The 17,116-nt window shown below is 54.1% G+C and carries 17 protein-coding genes; 11 read left to right on the forward strand and 6 right to left on the reverse strand.

Annotated elements, in window-relative coordinates:
- The first annotated feature begins 185 nt into the window (after positions 1-185).
- The 6 genes from ACOTXF_RS15610 (at position 186) to ACOTXF_RS15635 (ending at position 3,593) form a co-directional block, all read left to right on the forward strand.
- Complete coding sequence (locus tag ACOTXF_RS15610) at positions 186-1,709, forward strand: EAL domain-containing protein (protein ID WP_047745536.1); 1,524 nt, start codon at positions 186-188, stop codon at positions 1,707-1,709.
- A gap of 95 nt (positions 1,710-1,804) precedes the next feature.
- Complete coding sequence (locus ACOTXF_RS15615) at positions 1,805-2,158, forward strand: DUF1294 domain-containing protein (protein ID WP_021240259.1); 354 nt, start codon at positions 1,805-1,807, stop codon at positions 2,156-2,158.
- 177 nt (positions 2,159-2,335) lie between these two features.
- Entirely contained in the window at positions 2,336-2,785 is a 450-nt protein-coding gene (locus ACOTXF_RS15620) for a hypothetical protein (protein ID WP_045415725.1), read from the forward strand.
- Between the two features lie 39 nt (positions 2,786-2,824).
- Positions 2,825-3,022 (forward strand): hypothetical protein, encoded by a 198-nt coding sequence (locus tag ACOTXF_RS15625; RefSeq protein WP_008501277.1) that lies wholly within the window; start codon positions 2,825-2,827, stop codon positions 3,020-3,022.
- A gap of 2 nt (positions 3,023-3,024) precedes the next feature.
- Positions 3,025-3,447, forward strand: a complete 423-nt coding sequence (locus tag ACOTXF_RS15630) for a GFA family protein (protein ID WP_008501278.1) — start codon at positions 3,025-3,027, stop codon at positions 3,445-3,447.
- Positions 3,448-3,515: 68 nt separating this feature from the next.
- Positions 3,516-3,593 carry a hypothetical protein gene (locus ACOTXF_RS15635; protein ID WP_223239581.1) on the forward strand — a complete coding sequence of 26 codons (78 nt, stop codon included), beginning with the start codon at positions 3,516-3,518 and terminating at the stop codon, positions 3,591-3,593.
- Positions 3,594-3,931: 338 nt separating this feature from the next.
- Here the strand turns inward: ACOTXF_RS15635 and ompC are convergent, their stop codons facing one another.
- Together ompC and nifJ are read right to left on the reverse strand one after the other, a co-directional pair.
- Complete coding sequence (ompC, locus tag ACOTXF_RS15640; RefSeq protein ID WP_021240257.1) at positions 3,932-5,041, reverse strand: porin OmpC; 1,110 nt, start codon at positions 5,039-5,041, stop codon at positions 3,932-3,934.
- A gap of 388 nt (positions 5,042-5,429) precedes the next feature.
- Positions 5,430-8,954 carry a pyruvate:ferredoxin (flavodoxin) oxidoreductase gene (nifJ, locus tag ACOTXF_RS15645; protein ID WP_316937146.1) on the reverse strand — a complete coding sequence of 1,175 codons (3,525 nt, stop codon included), beginning with the start codon at positions 8,952-8,954 and terminating at the stop codon, positions 5,430-5,432.
- Positions 8,955-9,226: 272 nt separating this feature from the next.
- On the opposite strand from nifJ, the gene ACOTXF_RS15650 reads away from it, so the two are divergent.
- Entirely contained in the window at positions 9,227-9,493 is a 267-nt protein-coding gene (locus ACOTXF_RS15650) for a DUF333 domain-containing protein (protein WP_008501281.1), read from the forward strand.
- On the opposite strand, the gene hslJ is transcribed toward ACOTXF_RS15650, so the two are convergent.
- The 4 genes from hslJ to ACOTXF_RS15670 form a co-directional block, all read right to left on the reverse strand.
- Positions 9,494-9,931, reverse strand: a complete 438-nt coding sequence (gene hslJ, locus ACOTXF_RS15655) for a heat shock protein HslJ (RefSeq protein WP_055321427.1) — start codon at positions 9,929-9,931, stop codon at positions 9,494-9,496. It abuts the gene before it with no gap.
- A 126-nt stretch (positions 9,932-10,057) separates the two neighbouring features.
- Positions 10,058-10,186 (reverse strand): DUF2474 domain-containing protein, encoded by a 129-nt coding sequence (locus tag ACOTXF_RS15660; protein WP_008501283.1) that lies wholly within the window; start codon positions 10,184-10,186, stop codon positions 10,058-10,060.
- Positions 10,186-11,196, reverse strand: coding sequence for a cytochrome d ubiquinol oxidase subunit II (gene cydB, locus ACOTXF_RS15665; protein ID WP_008501284.1), 1,011 nt, complete (start codon positions 11,194-11,196; stop codon positions 10,186-10,188). Before cydB ends, ACOTXF_RS15660 begins: the two co-directional genes overlap by 1 nt.
- Positions 11,196-12,596 carry a cytochrome ubiquinol oxidase subunit I gene (locus ACOTXF_RS15670; RefSeq protein WP_047745544.1) on the reverse strand — a complete coding sequence of 467 codons (1,401 nt, stop codon included), beginning with the start codon at positions 12,594-12,596 and terminating at the stop codon, positions 11,196-11,198. Before ACOTXF_RS15670 ends, cydB begins: the two co-directional genes overlap by 1 nt.
- A gap of 391 nt (positions 12,597-12,987) precedes the next feature.
- On the opposite strand from ACOTXF_RS15670, the gene ACOTXF_RS15675 reads away from it, so the two are divergent.
- The 4 genes from ACOTXF_RS15675 to ACOTXF_RS15690 all read left to right on the forward strand — a co-directional run bounded on the left by ACOTXF_RS15675 (position 12,988) and on the right by ACOTXF_RS15690 (position 17,116).
- A complete protein-coding gene (locus ACOTXF_RS15675; RefSeq protein WP_008501286.1) occupies positions 12,988-13,176 on the forward strand; it encodes a hypothetical protein in 189 nt (62 codons plus the stop codon).
- Between the two features lie 82 nt (positions 13,177-13,258).
- Positions 13,259-14,668, forward strand: coding sequence for a PLP-dependent aminotransferase family protein (locus ACOTXF_RS15680; protein WP_316937147.1), 1,410 nt, complete (start codon positions 13,259-13,261; stop codon positions 14,666-14,668).
- Between the two features lie 271 nt (positions 14,669-14,939).
- Positions 14,940-16,085 (forward strand): putative ABC transporter substrate-binding protein YdcS, encoded by a 1,146-nt coding sequence (ydcS, locus tag ACOTXF_RS15685; protein WP_232927209.1) that lies wholly within the window; start codon positions 14,940-14,942, stop codon positions 16,083-16,085.
- A 17-nt stretch (positions 16,086-16,102) separates the two neighbouring features.
- The gene (locus ACOTXF_RS15690) at positions 16,103-17,116 is read left to right on the forward strand and encodes an ABC transporter ATP-binding protein (protein ID WP_047745546.1); all 1,014 of its coding nucleotides are present in this window, start codon (positions 16,103-16,105) and stop codon (positions 17,114-17,116) included.

Below are 17,116 nucleotides of genomic sequence, written 5' to 3' on the forward strand. Positions count from 1 at the left end.
GGGCTGCCGTTCGGCGGCCTTTTTATTTACCCATTTGAGAAGGTGCAAAGACGGAGCCTGGTTTGGGGAAAATTTCTGACGGCGGACATGGTATTTCTTTCTTTATCAACCATGCTTAAGGCGAAGATAATTCAATCACTTCAGCATCACCGAAGCGGCAACGTCACTCGAGTCGAGAACCCTGAATGCGCCATGCACCTATCTCCATAGCTGCAGCCACGGCAATTTTTGTGCTGGGCGTTTTTATCATCAATATCCAGGTCTGGTACTCGGCGCGGGCTGACAGCCTTGCCGGGGCGCACTACGTCGTCAGGAATATGCACGTCATTCTTACAGAAGCTCATCATGCGACCCAGGTTGCAATGCGGCTTGCTGAGAATGAGTGTGATGCTGAAGGACAGTATCGGCTCGGCACTGAAGCGGCATTACAACCCCATCTGAGAACGATCGTTATTCTGAAAAAAGATGTGGTCTGGTGTTCCTCCTTGCCGGGAAACCGCGTGTTGTTGGTTAACGGGTCAGCGCTGCCTGAAGCGCCATTGTTACTTGTTCCATCGAAAAGTACGGTCAACGGCTTGCCGGTTCTGTTATACCAGACAAATCATGCCGGAAGCCGAATCATGGTGAGCATCAGCGACAGCCATATCCGGGATGCGCTGAATATGCCACTACGTGGCGTGGCGTATTCGCTGCTGGTCGGCAATCGTCGTTTAGGCCAATCAGGCGATGTCTTGACGGCAGCCCATTCAAACAACGATGTTCTGACGGTAAAAGACGTTGATTATGCCTTCGCGATTCAATTTAACGCTCCGCCTCTTTTTAGCCTGACGCGATTATTCGACCAGACCGGTGGAGTGGTGTTATTTCTGCTGCTCGTTTCCTCTCTTTCTGCTTATCTTCTGCAGCGATATCTGTCTAAGGATATTTCGCCGGAAGAATCGCTGCGGACTGCCATCTACAGAAATGAAATTATACCCTATTACCAGCCCGTCGTGAGCGGTAAAGAGGGGACCTTGCGCGGTGTAGAGGTGTTGGCCAGATGGAAGCATCCGCAATCCGGGTTTATTTCTCCCTCGTCATTTATTCCTCTTGCTGAGAAAACAGGGCTAATAATTCCACTAACTCAAAGCTTAATGCGTCAGGTTGCAACGCAGATGAATGCTATTTCTACGCTGCTGCCGGAAGGATTTCATGTCGGGATTAACTTCAGTGCGTCTCATATCGTTGCCTCTACCTTTTTTGAAGAGTGTCTGAATTACAAGCGCAGCTTTGTTCAACAGGATCTTAATCTCGTTGTGGAGGTGACCGAGCGTGAACCTCTCCACGTAGATGAACATCTCGTTAAGACCCTGAATGCGCTACATGAAATAGGGTTTGCCATTGCCCTGGATGATTTTGGAACGGGATATTCCGGCCTGTCCTACCTGCAGGACCTGCACATTGATTACATCAAAATCGACCAAAGCTTTGTTGCCAGGGTTAATGAGAATGAGGATTCCACCCTGATACTGGATTCGGTACTGGAACTGGCAAAAAAACTGTCAATCCGTATTGTGGCGGAAGGGGTTGAAACCCAGGAACAGCTTGATTACCTCATGCGCAATAACATCACGTTTTTACAGGGCTACTTCTTCTACAAACCCGTTCCTTTTAAGGAGTTGATAAAAATTCTGTTATCGAAGCCAAAGGTTAAAGTGAGGGTGGAGTGACGTTTGTCCCGTTGTCAGCAATTCCCGCCCGATACATTCATAAGTAGCGTATAATGCGGCGTCGAAAACCGCTCAACACTTCTCTGGCCAGTACTATGACCCTCAATCGCGTTTGTTATTTACTTCTGATCTTTGCTGCGATCGGCAGTCTTTTTACCTCGAGCCCTTTGGCTATGTGGTTTCTGCTCATCAATATGCTGACGTTGGTCATGTATGGTGCCGATAAAATGGCGGCGCGGAAAGGCATGCGCAGGGTGCCGGAAGCCACGCTGCTGGTATTTGGCGTAACGGGCGGCTGGCCTGGCGCGATTGTAGGCCAACAGCTCTTTCGCCATAAAACACAAAAGCAGCCGTTTAAAACCTACTTCTTCTTAAGCATTGTCGTTAGCATCGCCGTGATGGCGGCGGTTTACCATTTCTCGCCTGTTTCTTCTTTATGGCCGTTTTGACATCAAGTTAACCTGAGTTTTTCAGATGCCAGCACTACGTTGATAAGACGGTCATTCGGATAGCGCGTCGTGAATAAATCCTCCATCACTGCCAATAGTAGTAGGACTATTCTTAAGTTGTTGCTGTTTTTTGCACAATCTGAATAATACGTGCAACAACACGGACGACAACATCCCATGAAAATAGTCTCTTTTACGCTGGCAGCGCTGGTGCTTTATTCTGCACCTGCCTGGTCCGCTTTTCAGGAGCGGGAATATAATACCTGGTATATGAAAAATGCGGTGCTTTATGATATGACGCAGACCTCGGAAGGTTTTCCCGTCATGGTAAGCGTATCCCAGCCTGGGAGAAAATCCGCTAATTTGCTGGTGTCATATATTACGGAAGGCCGCTGTAGTGAGAATAATCTGCCACTTAATGTGAATGGTAAAGTGCTGCCCGCCAAATATAATTGTGTTCAAATAGGAAAGAACAGAATTGAACATTTTTCAGTGGTGGACGCGGACAGCGTCAATGGCATGGTGACGCATCTGAAATCTGATTTCACTATTCTCCTGCAAAACGATATCAAAATTTGGGCGGCAAATATCAAAGCGCCAAAATACGGGCTAACCCCGCGCTTTTAAAATCATGCTACGCTTGTTTGTTGTATCAGGAGCATGAGTATGAAGAACAAAGACGAACAAACAGGATTAGTGGGGCTGGCGATTGGGGCGGCCGTTATTGGGCTGGTTTCTGCCCAGAAACCAATCGATCGCGACAGCATTGTTGATGAGCTGGTCAGGCTCGGCAGGCAGAAAGGCGATGGTGTAGAAGATGAGGTTTTTGTCAAGGCTGCTGACCTGGTGAGGAAGGGGATCTAGCCATGGCTGATATTCGTCATGCGCAGTGCCATTGTGGCGCGGTGGCCTTTACCGTTGCGCTAACGGATGGCCTGAATACCGCGCGGCGCTGCAGTTGTTCCTTTTGTCGCATGCGGGGGGCGGTCGTCGTCTCTGCGCCGCTGTCAGGGATTACCGTGACCAAAGGTGAGGATAAGCTCACGGAGTACCGCTTCAATACGGGAACGGCACGGCACTTTTTCTGCTCGGTGTGCGGAATTTACACGTTCCATCAGCGGCGTTCTAATCCAAACGAATACGGCGTGAATGTGGCCTGCTTTGATAACGTCTCACCGTTCGATTTCCCTGAAGTGACGGTGATGGACGGGGTTAACCATCCCTCGGATGGAGATAGCGGGGTGTTTGGCTACCTCTCTTTTCGCAAGAAAGGAACAGGTCAGGCGTAATTGCCGCCTGGCCACTCTGTAATTAGCCTGGCTATAGTGGAGGGTGGTTATCTGAAACAGGAGAAACTATGCTTTGTGTTGAAAAAGACGATCCGCGTGAGGCCCCTGAATCAGGTGATAAAAAGCCTCAACCCGTAAAAAAATAACGCAACCTGTGCGTTTTCCCGCCACCGGCACTGCTGGTGGCTTTTCATTTCTCAGGAAATAATGTTAACCGCCATCAAGGTGGTTCAACACAGCACTGAGATGCCCGACAATATCAGCAAAATCAAAAATTAACGCCATCCAGATGAGCGCTAAAAGAGTTAGTACGACAACGGATACACGACCAAACAACGCTGTTATCCTTAGTGATGGAAAGGCTATCACCTGAGTTTAAACAGCTTTACCTCAACTTACCCTCAACCACGTGATTTCAGAACCTGCTTTTTGTGACGAGCTTCAAAAAACGGGGGGGCCCGCATCAACATGCGGGCTCTGGCAATCAGAACTGGTAAACCAGGCCCAGTGCCACGACATCATCCGTGCCGATGCCGTTGTTTTTGTAGAAGCTGTCATCTTCATCCAGCAGGTTGATTTTGTAATCAACGTAGGTGGACATATTTTTGTTGAAGTAATAGGTTGCGCCGACGTCAGCGTACTTAACCAGATCCTGGTCGCCCTGGCCGTTGCCAAGGTCCTTGCCTTTAGACTGCAGGTAGGAAAGGGACGGACGCAGGCCGAAGTCGAACTGGTACTGTGCGGTCACTTCGAAGTTCTGGGTTTTGTTCGCCACGGCGTCGGTGTTATCACCGTACGGCGTCATATTGCGGGTTTCAGAGTACATGGCTGCCAGATAGATGTTATTGGCGTCATATTTCAGGCCCGCAGTCCATGCATCTGCTTTGTCACCGCCCGCAGTGGTATTCATCACCTGCTCGTTGGTACGGTCAGAAGAGGTGTAGGCTGCACCTGCGGTAATACCCATGCCGAAGTCATAGGTGGTAGAGATACCGAAGCCGTCGCCGTTCTCGTGACGCGTGTCGCGACCATTGTTGGTGCCTTCCTGATTGTTGCTGGCATCTTCATTTTTGCCCTGATACTGCAGCGCAAAGTTCAGACCCTGCACCAGACCATAGAAGTCGGTGTTACGGTAGGTTGCTACGCCATTGGCGCGGCCGGTCATGAAGTTGTCGGCTTTGGTGTAGGAGTCGCCGCCGAACTCAGGCAGCATATCGGTCCAGCCTTCCACGTCGTACAGTACGCCATAGTTACGACCGTAATCGAAGGAGCCGTAGTCGCCCACTTTGATACCGGCGAAGGCCAGACGCGTCCAGGACTGGTTATCAGACCCTTCGGTGTTATTGGCCTGAATGTTGTATTCCCACTGCGCGTAGCCAGTCATCATGTCGTTGATCTGGGTTTCGCCTTTGAAGCCCAGACGCATGTAGGTTTGATCCCCGTCAGCGCCTTTATCATCGGAGAAATAGTGCAGACCATCTACTTTTCCGTACAGATCTAATTTGTTACCGTCTTTATTATAAATCTCTGCTGCATGAGTTGCGCCAGCCATTAACAGAGCCGGAATCATCAGGGCCAGTACTTTTCTTTGCATTTTGATATTCCTTTGCGGTTGTTTTTATTTAATTACCTGTTGAACTTTCCGAATACGAAAGTTGTCTCATGCTAAATCACTCCCGTGTAAGAGTAATAAATTATAATTGTTACGAACTAAGTAAAATCTAAACTGAATACATCAACGGTAATGGTCATTGGTTTGGTGAATACTTTAAGGCTAAATATATTAAATTAAAATTATTAATCAGGTATGAGTTAAGCTATTCTTGATGGCGTTATATGCCTTTAAGATTATTTATCCATAATTCGCATGAATAATATTTAGGGAACTAAATAGATATTTAATGATTATCTGGATTCGCCCGGTGTGAATACACCGGGTTTTTTTATGGCAAAAAAATGCCCGGACGCGCCGGGCAGAGAGACTAGTCGTTGGTCGCTTTTTCGGCTTTACCCGCCAGCTGCGCCAGGAAGTCATACCGTTTTTGCAGATCCGCCGCAGCGTCTTTCCATAGCTGTTCGGCCACTTCCGGCTGCTGCGCGTTAAGGCGGCGGAAGCGCTGTTCCTGCATTAACGTCTCGGCCAGAGCATCTGACGGCGGACGCGAATCCAGCGCCAGCGGTAATTTACCCTCGTCCGCACGGCGCGGATCGAACCGGTACAGCGGCCAGAAGCCGGTCGCGGTTAGCTGTCGCATCTGATCGTGGCTGAGTGCCAGGTCGTAGCCATGCTCTTCACAAGGGCTGTAGGCAATGATCAGCGACGGGCCGGGATACGCTTCCGCCTCCTGGATCGCCTTTACCGTCTGGTTAAGCTGTGCCCCCAGCGAGATTTGCGCGACGTAAACGTGACCGTACATCATCATGCTCACCCCGAGATCTTTGCGTGCCTTGCGTTTCCCGTGCTCACCGAATTTCGTGACGGCACCCAGCGGCGTGGCTTTCGACGCCTGACCACCGGTGTTGGAATAACACTGCGTATCCAGCACCAGGATATTGACGTTTTCCGTCAGGCTCAACACGTGATCCAGGCCGCCAAAGCCGATGTCATAAGCCCAGCCGTCACCGCCAATCAGCCAGATCGATTTTTCGACCAGGGCGTCCGCGTCGGTCAGCAGCTGTTCAGCGCCCGCCACGCCCTGAAGCGCCTGACGCAGCTCTGCAACCTGCTCACGACGTACCTCTGGCGTCGCGTCGGCGTGAAGCGCGTCATTGAGCCCGGCGGGGATCTGCCCGGCAAACTCCTCCAGCAGGCGCATCACGCGCGCGCGGTGCTGGTCAACGGTCAGGCGGAAGCCCAGACCAAATTCGGCGTTATCCTCGAACAGCGAGTTGGCCCACGCGGGACCGCGGCCGTTGGCGTCAGTGGTATACGGCGTGGAGGGCAGGTTGCCGCCATAGATAGACGAACAGCCGGTGGCGTTGGCAATCAGCATCCTGTCACCGTACAGCTGGGTAAGCAGCTTGATATACGGTGTTTCACCGCAGCCCGAGCAGGCGCCGGAGTATTCAAACAGCGGCGTGATCAGCTGCGAAGTGCGAATATCAATGCGTTCCAGTTTGCTGCGATCGATTTCCGGCAGATTCAGGAAGAAGTCATAATTCACTTTCTCTTCTTCGACGTGCTCCAGACGCGACATCATATTGATGGCTTTAATCTCCGGGTTCTGCCTGTCTTTCGCCGGACAGACCTCGACGCACAGATTACAGCCGGTGCAATCTTCCGGTGCGACCTGCAGAACGTATTTCTGTCCGCGCATATCGCGTGATTTCACATCCAGAGAGTGCAGGTTGGCCGGCGCGGCCTCCATCTCTTCCGGTGACACCACTTTGGCGCGAATGGCAGAGTGCGGGCAGGCTGCCACGCAGTGGTTGCACTGGGTACACAGCTCTTCCTTCCAGATGGGGATCGCTTCGGCGATGTTGCGTTTTTCCCAGCGGGTGGTGCCCATCGGCCAGGTGCCATCCGGCGGTAGGGCAGAGACGGGCAGGGCATCACCCAGACCGGCCAGCATCGCCGCCGTCACGGTCTTCACGAAATCAGGTGCCGCATCGGATACCACCGGAGGGCGGTTCGGGCTTGCGGAATTGACCGGCTGCAGCGGGACCTCAAACAGCGACTCGCGCGCCAGGGCCAGCGCTTGCCAGTTACGCTCGACCAGCTCCTGGCCCTTGCTGCTGTAGCTTTTGGCAATCGCGCCCTGCAGTTCCGCCAGCGCGCTGTCGCCCGGCAGGATATTCGTCAGATGGAAGAAGGCCATCTGCATAACGGTATTGATACGCGCGGCAAGGCCACATTCGCGGGCAATTTTCGCCGCGTTAACCACATAGAAACGGGCTTTTTTCTGGTTCAGCACCGCCTGCACTTCCTGCGGCAGGCGCGACCAGACTTCATCCGCGCTGTATGGCGTATTCAGGAGGAAAATACCGCCAGGTTTCAGGCGCTCGGCCATCTGGTACTTATCAATGAACTGCAGCTGGTGACAGCCAACAAAATCAGCCTGAGAAATTAGATACGCAGAGTGGATGGGCTGTTCGCTCACCCGCAGGTGGGAAACGGTCAGGCCGCCGGCTTTCTTGGAGTCATAGACGAAGTACCCCTGGGCGTACCACGGTGTGGAGTTCCCGATGATTTTGATGTTGTTTTTGGTCGCAGAGACGCTGCCGTCACTGCCGAGACCATAGAACAGCGCCTCAAGTTTGGCGGTCGAGGGCAGGGTATTTTCCGGCAACGACAGGGACAGATTCGTCACATCATCATAGATGCCGACGGTGAAGCGCGGCTTGGGTTTCGCTTCGCTGAGCTCGTTGAATACCGCCAGCACGCAGTCCGGCCCGAACTCTTTGGAGGACAAACCGTAGCGGCCCCCGATCACGCGCGGCAGCGTTTCACGTTCACCATGATTAAAGGCTTCTGCCAGGGCGGTCATCACATCCAGATACAGCGGTTCCGCCTGCGCCCCCGGCTCTTTGGTGCGATCGAGCACCGCAACGGTACGCGCGCTTTCCGGCAGCGCAGAGAGCAGATGTTTCGCCGAGAACGGGCGATAAAGACGCACTTTCAGCACGCCAACTTTTTCGCCGCGCGTCAGCAGCTCGTCAACAACTTCCTCGCAGGTGCCAATGGCCGAGCCCATGAGCACGATGACCCGTTCCGCCTGCGGATGGCCGTAATACTCAAAGGGTTTGTATTCCCGACCGGTCGCGGCGGCAAAGTCATGCATCGCCTGTTCAACATGGTCGTAAACCGCGTTGTACCACGGGTTCGTGGCCTCGCGGGACTGGAAATAGGTATCCGGGTTCGCCGACGTGCCGCGAATCACCGGGTGTTCCGGATTCAGGGCGCGGGCGCGATGCGCGTCGATATCCGCCTGCGGGAGGAGATTCAGGGTTGTTTCGTCAGCCAGCGGGACGATTTTGTTAATTTCGTGAGAGGTGCGGAAACCATCAAAGAAATGAATAAACGGCACCCGGCTTTTGAGCGTGGCGATATGCGATATTAAAGCAAAGTCCTGGGCTTCCTGAACGCTGCTGGCGCACAGCATCGCGCAGCCGGTCTGGCGTACGGCCATCACGTCTGAGTGATCGCCAAAGATAGAGAGCGCGTGGGTGGCAACGGTCCGCGCAGCAACGTGCAGAACGAAGGGGGTCAGTTGCCCGGCGAGTTTGTACAGCGTCGGGATCATTAATAACAATCCCTGGGAAGAGGTAAACGACGTGGAAAGCGCCCCGGTCTGAAGCGCGCCGTGCACCGTGGCAATCGCACCGGCTTCCGACTGCATTTCAACCACTCGCGGGACATCGCCCCAGACGTTTTTTAACCCGTTACCCGCCCAGGCGTCCGCCTGCTCAGCCATGGTAGAACTTGGCGTAATCGGGTAGATGGCGATAACTTCACTGGTGCGAAACGCGACTGAGGCAACTGCACCATTACCGTCAATAGTTTGCATAGGACAACACCCTTACATTGCGCAAAAAAATAGGGGTCTGTATTACGGCAACAAACCCTGAATATTATCTGTGTATTCTAGCAAACGGGGGATTTTTCGATTTTCGCTTTTGTGTCCTCGTTATTCCTGCCATCAATGAGTAGATCAAACTTTTGGCAGAAAAATTGCGAGAAATTGTTTCAGGAGCGCATAAATACGCACTTCCGCTCTCGACGACACGGGATGGGATGCCTATTATGCATAGGTTTCGCATTATTCATGGGGGAGAGAGCATGCGCTCAGCATTTTTGGTAGGGTGTGCCGCATTATTGTTGTCGGCATGCAGCAGTGAACCTGTCCAGCAGGCAACGGCCGCGCACGTGGTGCCGGGTATGAAAGCCGCGATGTCCAGCTCCGGTCAGGCCAACTGCGCGATGATTGGCGGTTCGCTGTCGGTAGCTCGCCAGCTTGATGGTTCAGCTATTGGGATGTGCGCCTTGCCAAACGGCAAACGCTGCAGTGAACAGTCGCTTGCCGTTGGAACCTGCGGTAACTACTGATTATTCTGCACGCTTAAACATCAGCGTTTTATCGGCTGTCGCCAGCGTTAACTGGTCTTCAGTCAGGTCGACCTGCGCGCCTTTGCGCAGCATGTCGCCGATGGCCTGATCCAGCTCGTTAAGCTGCGGCTCATTACAGAGCTTGCGCGTCATGGCCAGCGTTTTCACCTTCAGCTCGCCTTCGGACAATTTCCCCTGTCCGTTGAAGCGGTTACACATCTGACCAGAAACGCTGATGTTATTCACCAGGCTGATATCTGGCAGTGCGCTAAAACCGATCTCAGGTTGCGTTGTCGCGGTCTTCACGGCCTTACCGTCCACACTTTCCAGCACAAAGCGGTGGTTCTTAAGTTGCTCCGGCTGAACGGAGGCTTTACCCGGATTAACGCAGCCGGTAAGGACAAGACTGATAACACTTAACGCTATGAGCTTTTTCATTTTTCTTCTCAAACTATAAACACTGTGAATCTTTTTCCAGTGTAACGATACTCTGCCATTCGTTAATGGGGTTTATCTGAAAGTGCGGGGAGGAGCCGGGCAACGCAGCGGTTGCCCGGGATGACGTTAATGTGATTTAAACCCTGCCGCCGTCATCAGCATACGGAAGAGCATACTGACCGCAGCCAGCGCCAGTACGCTGCCGCCCCAGATAATGGCCAGCCACAGTAATCTTTTCCAGACCGGTTGTTGCATCAGTGATAACCCTCCCCATGCTGAACTTTGCCGCGAAATACGTAGTAACTCCAGAAGGTGTAGACCAGGATAACGGGAATGATCAACAGCGCGCCGACCAGCATAAAGCCCTGGCTTTGCGTCGGTGCGGCGGCCTGCCACAGGGTGATTGACGGTGGAATGATGTGCGGCCAGATGCTGATCCCAAGCCCGCTAAAGCCGAGGAAAATCAGCCCCAGCGTCAGGATAAACGGTCGGCTATGGCTGTCGGGATTATTCAGGCAGCGCCACTGATACAAACTAAAAATCACCACCAGGGCCGGGACGGGCAGCAGATAGAACAGGTTCGGCAACGTAAACCAGCGCGCCGCGATGGCCGGCTGCGCCAGCGGTGTCCAGAGGCTGATCGCCGCAATAAATGCCAGCAGCACGAGTAACAGGGTTTTCGATACCTGACGCATCCGCTGTTGCAATGCATTTTCGCTTTTCATTACCAGCCAGGTCGAGCCTAACAGCGCGTAGGCCACCACCAGGCCCGCGCCGCAAAACAGATTAAACGCGGTAAACCAGTCAAAGGGGCCGCCGGTATAGGCCCGGCCGGTGACGCTAAAGCCGTTAATGACGGCGCCCACCGTCACGCCCTGGGTAAACGTCGCCAGAATGGAACCGCCTATAAACGCCTTATCCCAGAAAGGACGGTGTGCTGGCGTGGCTTTAAAGCGAAACTCAAACGCTACGCCACGAAAAATAAGACCGATCAGCATTAATGTGAGCGGAATGGTGAGGGCATCGATAATCACGGCGTAGGCCAGCGGAAAGGCGCCGAACAGGGCGGCCCCGCCCAGCACCAGCCAGGTTTCATTCCCGTCCCAGACCGGCGCGACGCTGTTAACCATCACATCGCGATCGTCGGCGTTCTGCGTTGCCGGGAACAGAATGCCAATCCCCAGATCAAAACCGTCCATCACGATATACATCAGCGTGGCAAAGACGATGATCACAAACCAGATAATGGAAAGATCGATACCCATTACGGCTGCTCCTTATGTTCAGTTGTGACGGCAGAAAGCGGGCGCGCCGGACGTCCATCGGACTCGGTGGCGAAAGATTCATGCGGCTGCGGGCCTTTTCGGATGAGGCGCACCATATAGCTGTAACCCACGCCAAATACCGAGGTGTAAACGACGAAGAAGGCCAGCAGGCTCACGCTCATATGCAAATCGCCATGGGCAGAAACCGCATCCTTCGTGCGCTGGAGCCCATAGACCACCCACGGCTGGCGGCCCACTTCGGTAGTGATCCACCCGGCCAGAATGGCAATCAGCCCGGATGGCCCCATCAGCAGCGCAAACCACAGGAAAGGGCGCGATGAATAAACGCGCTTTTTATAGCGCAGCCAGAGTGCCGTTACCCCAAGCAGCAGCATCAGCATGCCCAGGCCAGCCATAATGCGGAACGACCAGAAGACGATGGTGGAATTCGGGCGGTCTTCCTTTGGAAACTCTTTGAGCGCCGGTACCTGTTTATCCAGACTGTGCGTCAGAATAAGGCTTCCCAGCGCCGGGATCTCCAGCCCAAAGCGGGTGCGCTCCTGTTCCATATCCGGCCAGCCAAACAGCAGTAGCGGGGTAGGCTCGCCCGGCGGGTTTTCCCAGTGCCCTTCAATGGCGGCAATTTTCGCGGGCTGGTGCTTTAAGGTGTTCAGCCCGTGCATATCGCCCACCATGGCCTGGAGGGGCGCGACAATCAGCGTCATCCACAGCGCCATTGAAAACATCGCCCGGATGGCGGGGGTATTATTCCCGCGCAGCAGATGCCATGCCGCGGATGCGCCAACAAACAGGGCGCTGCTCAGGAACGCGGCTATTGACATATGCAGCAGGCGGTAAGGGAAGGAGGGGTTAAACACCACGGCGAACCAGTCCACCGGTACCACCTGACCGTTGACGATCTCATAGCCCTGCGGGGTTTGCATCCAGCTGTTGGAGGAGAGGATCCAAAAGGTGGAAATAATGGTCCCCAGTGCCACCATGCAGGTGGAAAAGAAGTGCAGCTTCGGCCCGACTTTATTCCAGCCGAACAGCATCACGCCGAGGAACCCGGCTTCGAGGAAGAAGGCGGTAAGCACTTCATAGGTCAGAAGCGGGCCGGTAATACTGCCCGCAAACTGCGAAAAGCCGCTCCAGTTGGTGCCAAACTGGTAGGCCATCACCAGCCCGGAGACCACGCCCATGCCAAAGTTGACGGCAAAAATCTTCGACCAGAAATGGTACAGCGAGCGCCAGACCGGATTTTTTGTTTTCAGCCACAGCCCTTCGAGCACGGCAAGGTAGCTTGCGAGACCAATGGTGATGGCCGGGAAAATAATGTGGAAGGATACGGTAAAGGCAAACTGTATCCGCGCAAGGTGAAAAGCATCTAAACCAAACATGCACAGCCTCAATGTCAAACGGTGTGCTGTTATGGTATAGGGGCGAAGATCGGACGAGCAGACACAGAAAAGCGAATTTTAACCATAACAGTTGGCGTAAATTTCACGCTTTAGCCATCTGATATACCTCGCCGTTGTGGAATAAAAATATTCTTTTTATGATTTTTCCGCATTAAACCGCTTGCTTTGTCGTCAGCGTCGTGCGTTAATGGCTTTCTGGTTTTGAGTCCAAATAAATATCTGACGTAGTTTTATAAAGCAGTTCTCATCACGTTGTGCCTCTCCGCAGCCTCTCTTGGGTCTTTATCTACATTCCGATTCGTTTTGTTTAAAACCATTATGCCCAATCGGCCCATTAGTAATTTACGTTTTTACGTTTCAGGAGAAACCTATGACTTCATATATCCATTTTCGCTGCCCATGCTGTCATGGCTCGCAGTACCGTACCTCAGCCTTTGATGTGTCTGAGAAAAACCCGTTTGGCGCGAAATGCATTTTTTGCAAATCGTCGATGATCACGCTCGACCACCTGGCCGCCGCGCGTTCCGCTCAGAGCCACGTGACCGAATACCGTAAGTAATTCATCTTCCAGACTATAACAGTTCGCTAAATCTTCTCTTTTTCTCCTGCTGATATACACTGTCGGTCTTAAGGAGAATCTGATGAAAAAATACCAGCGTCTGGCGCAACAAATTATCTCGCAGATTGAGCTTGGCGTATGGCTGCCGGGCGATAAGCTGCCTTCCCTGCGAGAGCAGGTGGCAAGCAGCGGCATGAGTTTTATGACCGTTGGCCACGCGTATCAGATGCTGGAAAGTCAGGGGCGCATTGTCGCCAGACCGCAGTCGGGCTATTACGTTGCCTCGCGCCCGACCGCACAACAGCCTGCGCCACCCGCTCAGGTGATGCGTGACGAAGCGGTGGATATCAATACCTACATCTTCGACGTCTTACAGGCCAGCCGCGACCCGTCCGTTGTTCCCTTTGCTTCCGCGTTTCCCGACCCCAGGCTTTTCCCGCTTCAGCAGCTCAACCGTTCGCTGGCAAACGTCAGCAAAACCGCGACGGCGATGAGCGTGATTGAGAACCTGCCGCCGGGAAACGTCGATCTCCGCCACGCCATTGCCCGCCGCTACGCGCAGCAGGGGATGAACATCTCCCCGGAAGAGATCGTGATCACCGCAGGCGCGCTCGAAGCGCTGAATCTTAGCCTTCAGGCGGTAACCGAGCCGGGTGACTGGGTGATTGTCGAAAACCCCTGTTTTTACGGTGCGCTGCAGGCGCTGGAACGCCTGAAGCTCAAAGCGTTGTCGATTGCGACGGACGTTCGCGAGGGGATCGATCTCAATGCCTTAGAGCAGGCGCTGAATGAATACCCGGTTAAAGCCTGCTGGATCATGACTAACAGCCAAAACCCGCTCGGCTTCACGCTGAGCGCGGAGAAAAAAGCCCAGCTTGTCGCCCTGTTAACCCAGCACAACGTCCCGCTGATTGAAGATGACGTCTACAGCGAGCTCTATTTTGGACGTGAAAAGCCGCTCCCGGCGAAAGCGTGGGATCGTCAGGACATGACGCTACACTGCTCGTCCTTTTCAAAATGTCTGGTGGCCGGTTTTCGCATCGGCTGGGTGGCGGCAGGAAAACACGCGCGACGCATTCAGCAGCTGCAGCTGATGAGCACGCTTTCAACCAGTTCTCCCATGCAGCTGGCGCTGGTGGATTACCTGGCGACCAAACGCTACGACGCCCACCTGCGCCGCCTGCGGCGTACGCTGGCCGAGCGAAAGCAGCAGGCCTGGCAGTCACTTCTTCGCCATATGCCTGCAGGCGTTAAAATTCACCATAACGACAGCGGCTACTTTTTATGGCTGGAACTGCCGGCACAGCTGGACGCGGGGCTGCTGAGCGAAAAGGCCTTAACGCACCACATCAGCATTGCTCCCGGAAAAATGTTTTCCACCTCTGACGCGTGGACGCCGTTCTTTCGTTTTAATACCTCCTGGGCCTGGGGAGAGCGGGAAGAGCAGGCGGTCATTCAGTTAGGAAAATTAATTAGCACGATGCAGGAATAATCCTTTCTCCGTTATTTAAATAATCAATTCTTATCCTGATGACGGCGCTGCGACTATTTCGCGATGACCCGTCATAGGAAATCTGCATACCGTCTCTCGCGCCTAACCCCTTGTCTATAATCCAGTTAACGGGGAATGCGCCCTCGGTCACACCTTGATGAAATTTCCTGAAGCCGAACGGTGCGGCGCATTTGCGCGGTCTACGTTTAATAAGGGAGATATTTTTACGGCACGGCTGCCGCTAAATTTCATTGCGACAGGAGTAACTCTTATGAGCAAAAAATTTGCCCGCAGCAGCCTGTGCGCGCTCGGCATGACTATCATGGCCGCGCAAGCCGCAGAACCACCAAAGGCCATTGGCGACGGGGAAGGTCGACTGGATATTATCGCCTGGCCGGGATACATCGAGCGGGGGCAGACGGATAAAAACTACGACTGGGTCACCCAGTTTGAAAAAGAGACCGGGTGTGCGGTTAACGTCAAAACGGCGGCCACGTCGGATGAAATGGTCAGCCTGATGGCGAAAGGGGGATATGACCTGGTGACCGCCTCAGGCGATGCCTCCCTGCGGCTGATCATGGGCAAACGCGTCCAGCCGATTAACCCCGATCTTATCCCCAACTGGAAAACCCTCGACGAGCGGATTGTGAAAGGGGAATGGTTTAACGTCGGCGGTAAAATCTACGGCACGCCGTACCAGTGGGGGCCAAACCTGCTGATGTACAACACCAAAACCTTCCCGACGCCGCCGGACAGCTGGAGCGTCGTCTTTACCAAACAGGATCTGCCGGACGGTAAAACCAATCAGGGACGCGTGCAGGCCTATGACGGCCCGATTTACATCGCCGATGCGGCGCTGTTCGTCAAAGCGACCCAGCCGCAGTTGGGGATCAAAGACCCTTACCAGCTCACCGAAGCACAGTATGCCGCCGTGCTGAAAGTGCTGCGCGACCAGCATGCGCTGATCCACCGCTACTGGCATGACACCACCGTCCAGATGAGCGATTTCAAAAACGAGGGCGTCGTGGCCTCCAGCGCCTGGCCGTATCAGGCGAATGCCCTGAAGGCCGAGAACCAGCCCATTGCCACCGTCTTCCCGAAAGAGGGGGTGACAGGCTGGGCGGACACCACCATGCTGCACGCGCAGGCTAAACACCCGATGTGCGCCTACAAATGGATGAACTGGTCGCTGACGCCGAAAGTGCAGGGCGATCTGGCCGCATGGTTTGGCTCCCTGCCCGTGGTGCCGGAAGGGTGTAAAGCCAGCACGCTGCTGGGCGATAAAGGCTGCGAAACAAACGGTTATAATGAGTTCGACAAAATCATGTTCTGGAAAACCCCCATCGCAGAAGGCGGCAAATTTGTCCCTTACAGCCGCTGGACGCAGGATTACATCGCCATCATGGGCGGTCGTTAATTGCCCGGGAGCAGAACATGACGTACGCAGTCGAGTTTAACAATGTTTCCCGTCTGTACGGCGACGTCCGGGCGGTGGATGGGGTCACCATTGCGATCCGCGACGGAGAGTTTTTCTCCATGCTGGGGCCTTCGGGCTCCGGCAAAACCACCTGCCTGCGTCTGATAGCGGGTTTTGAACAGCTGTCAGGCGGGACGATTTCCATCTTCGGTAAAGAAGCGAGCGAACTGCCCCCCTGGGAGCGGGACGTGAACACCGTGTTTCAGGACTACGCGCTGTTCCCGCATATGTCGATCCTCGACAATGTTGCCTACGGGCTGATGGTCAAAGGCGTCGACAAGAAAAAACGCCATGCGCAGGCCCGCGATGCTCTGGAAAAAGTGGGCCTGAGCTTTGCCATCGCCCGCAAACCATCGCAACTTTCCGGCGGCCAGCGTCAGCGTGTCGCCATCGCCCGCGCGCTGGTGAACGAACCGCGCGTCCTGCTGCTGGACGAGCCTTTAGGGGCGCTCGATCTCAAGCTGCGGGAACAAATGCAGTTCGAGCTGAAGAAGCTTCAACAAGAACTCGGCATCACCTTCATTTTTGTCACCCACGATCAGGGCGAGGCCCTTTCCATGTCGGACCGGGTGGCGGTGTTCAATAACGGGCGCATCGAGCAGGTGGATACCCCACGCGATCTCTACATGCGTCCGCGCACGCCGTTTGTCGCCGGTTTTGTCGGCACCTCCAACGTTTTTGATGCGGGCCTTGCGCAGACGCTTTGCGGCATGGAGGGCATCTTTTCCCTGCGCCCGGAGCATATTCGCCTTAATGAACAGGGTGACGTTCAGGTTCAGGGCGTCGTGCAGGCCGTTCAGTATCAGGGGGCTGCCACGCGTCTGGAGCTGAAGCTCGCCGATGGCGCCAAACTGCTGGTGAGCCAGGCTAACTTCAGTGACGCCTCGCCGCTGAGCGGCATTGCGCCGGGGCAGGCGGTCATGGCGTCATGGTCGCGCGAGGCGATGATCCGCCTTCACGAGGAGAGGTGA

Origin of the sequence: Enterobacter cloacae complex sp. IR53041, from assembly GCF_049238285.1 — a bacterium.
GTDB classification, from domain to species: Bacteria; Pseudomonadota; Gammaproteobacteria; order Enterobacterales; family Enterobacteriaceae; genus Enterobacter; species Enterobacter roggenkampii.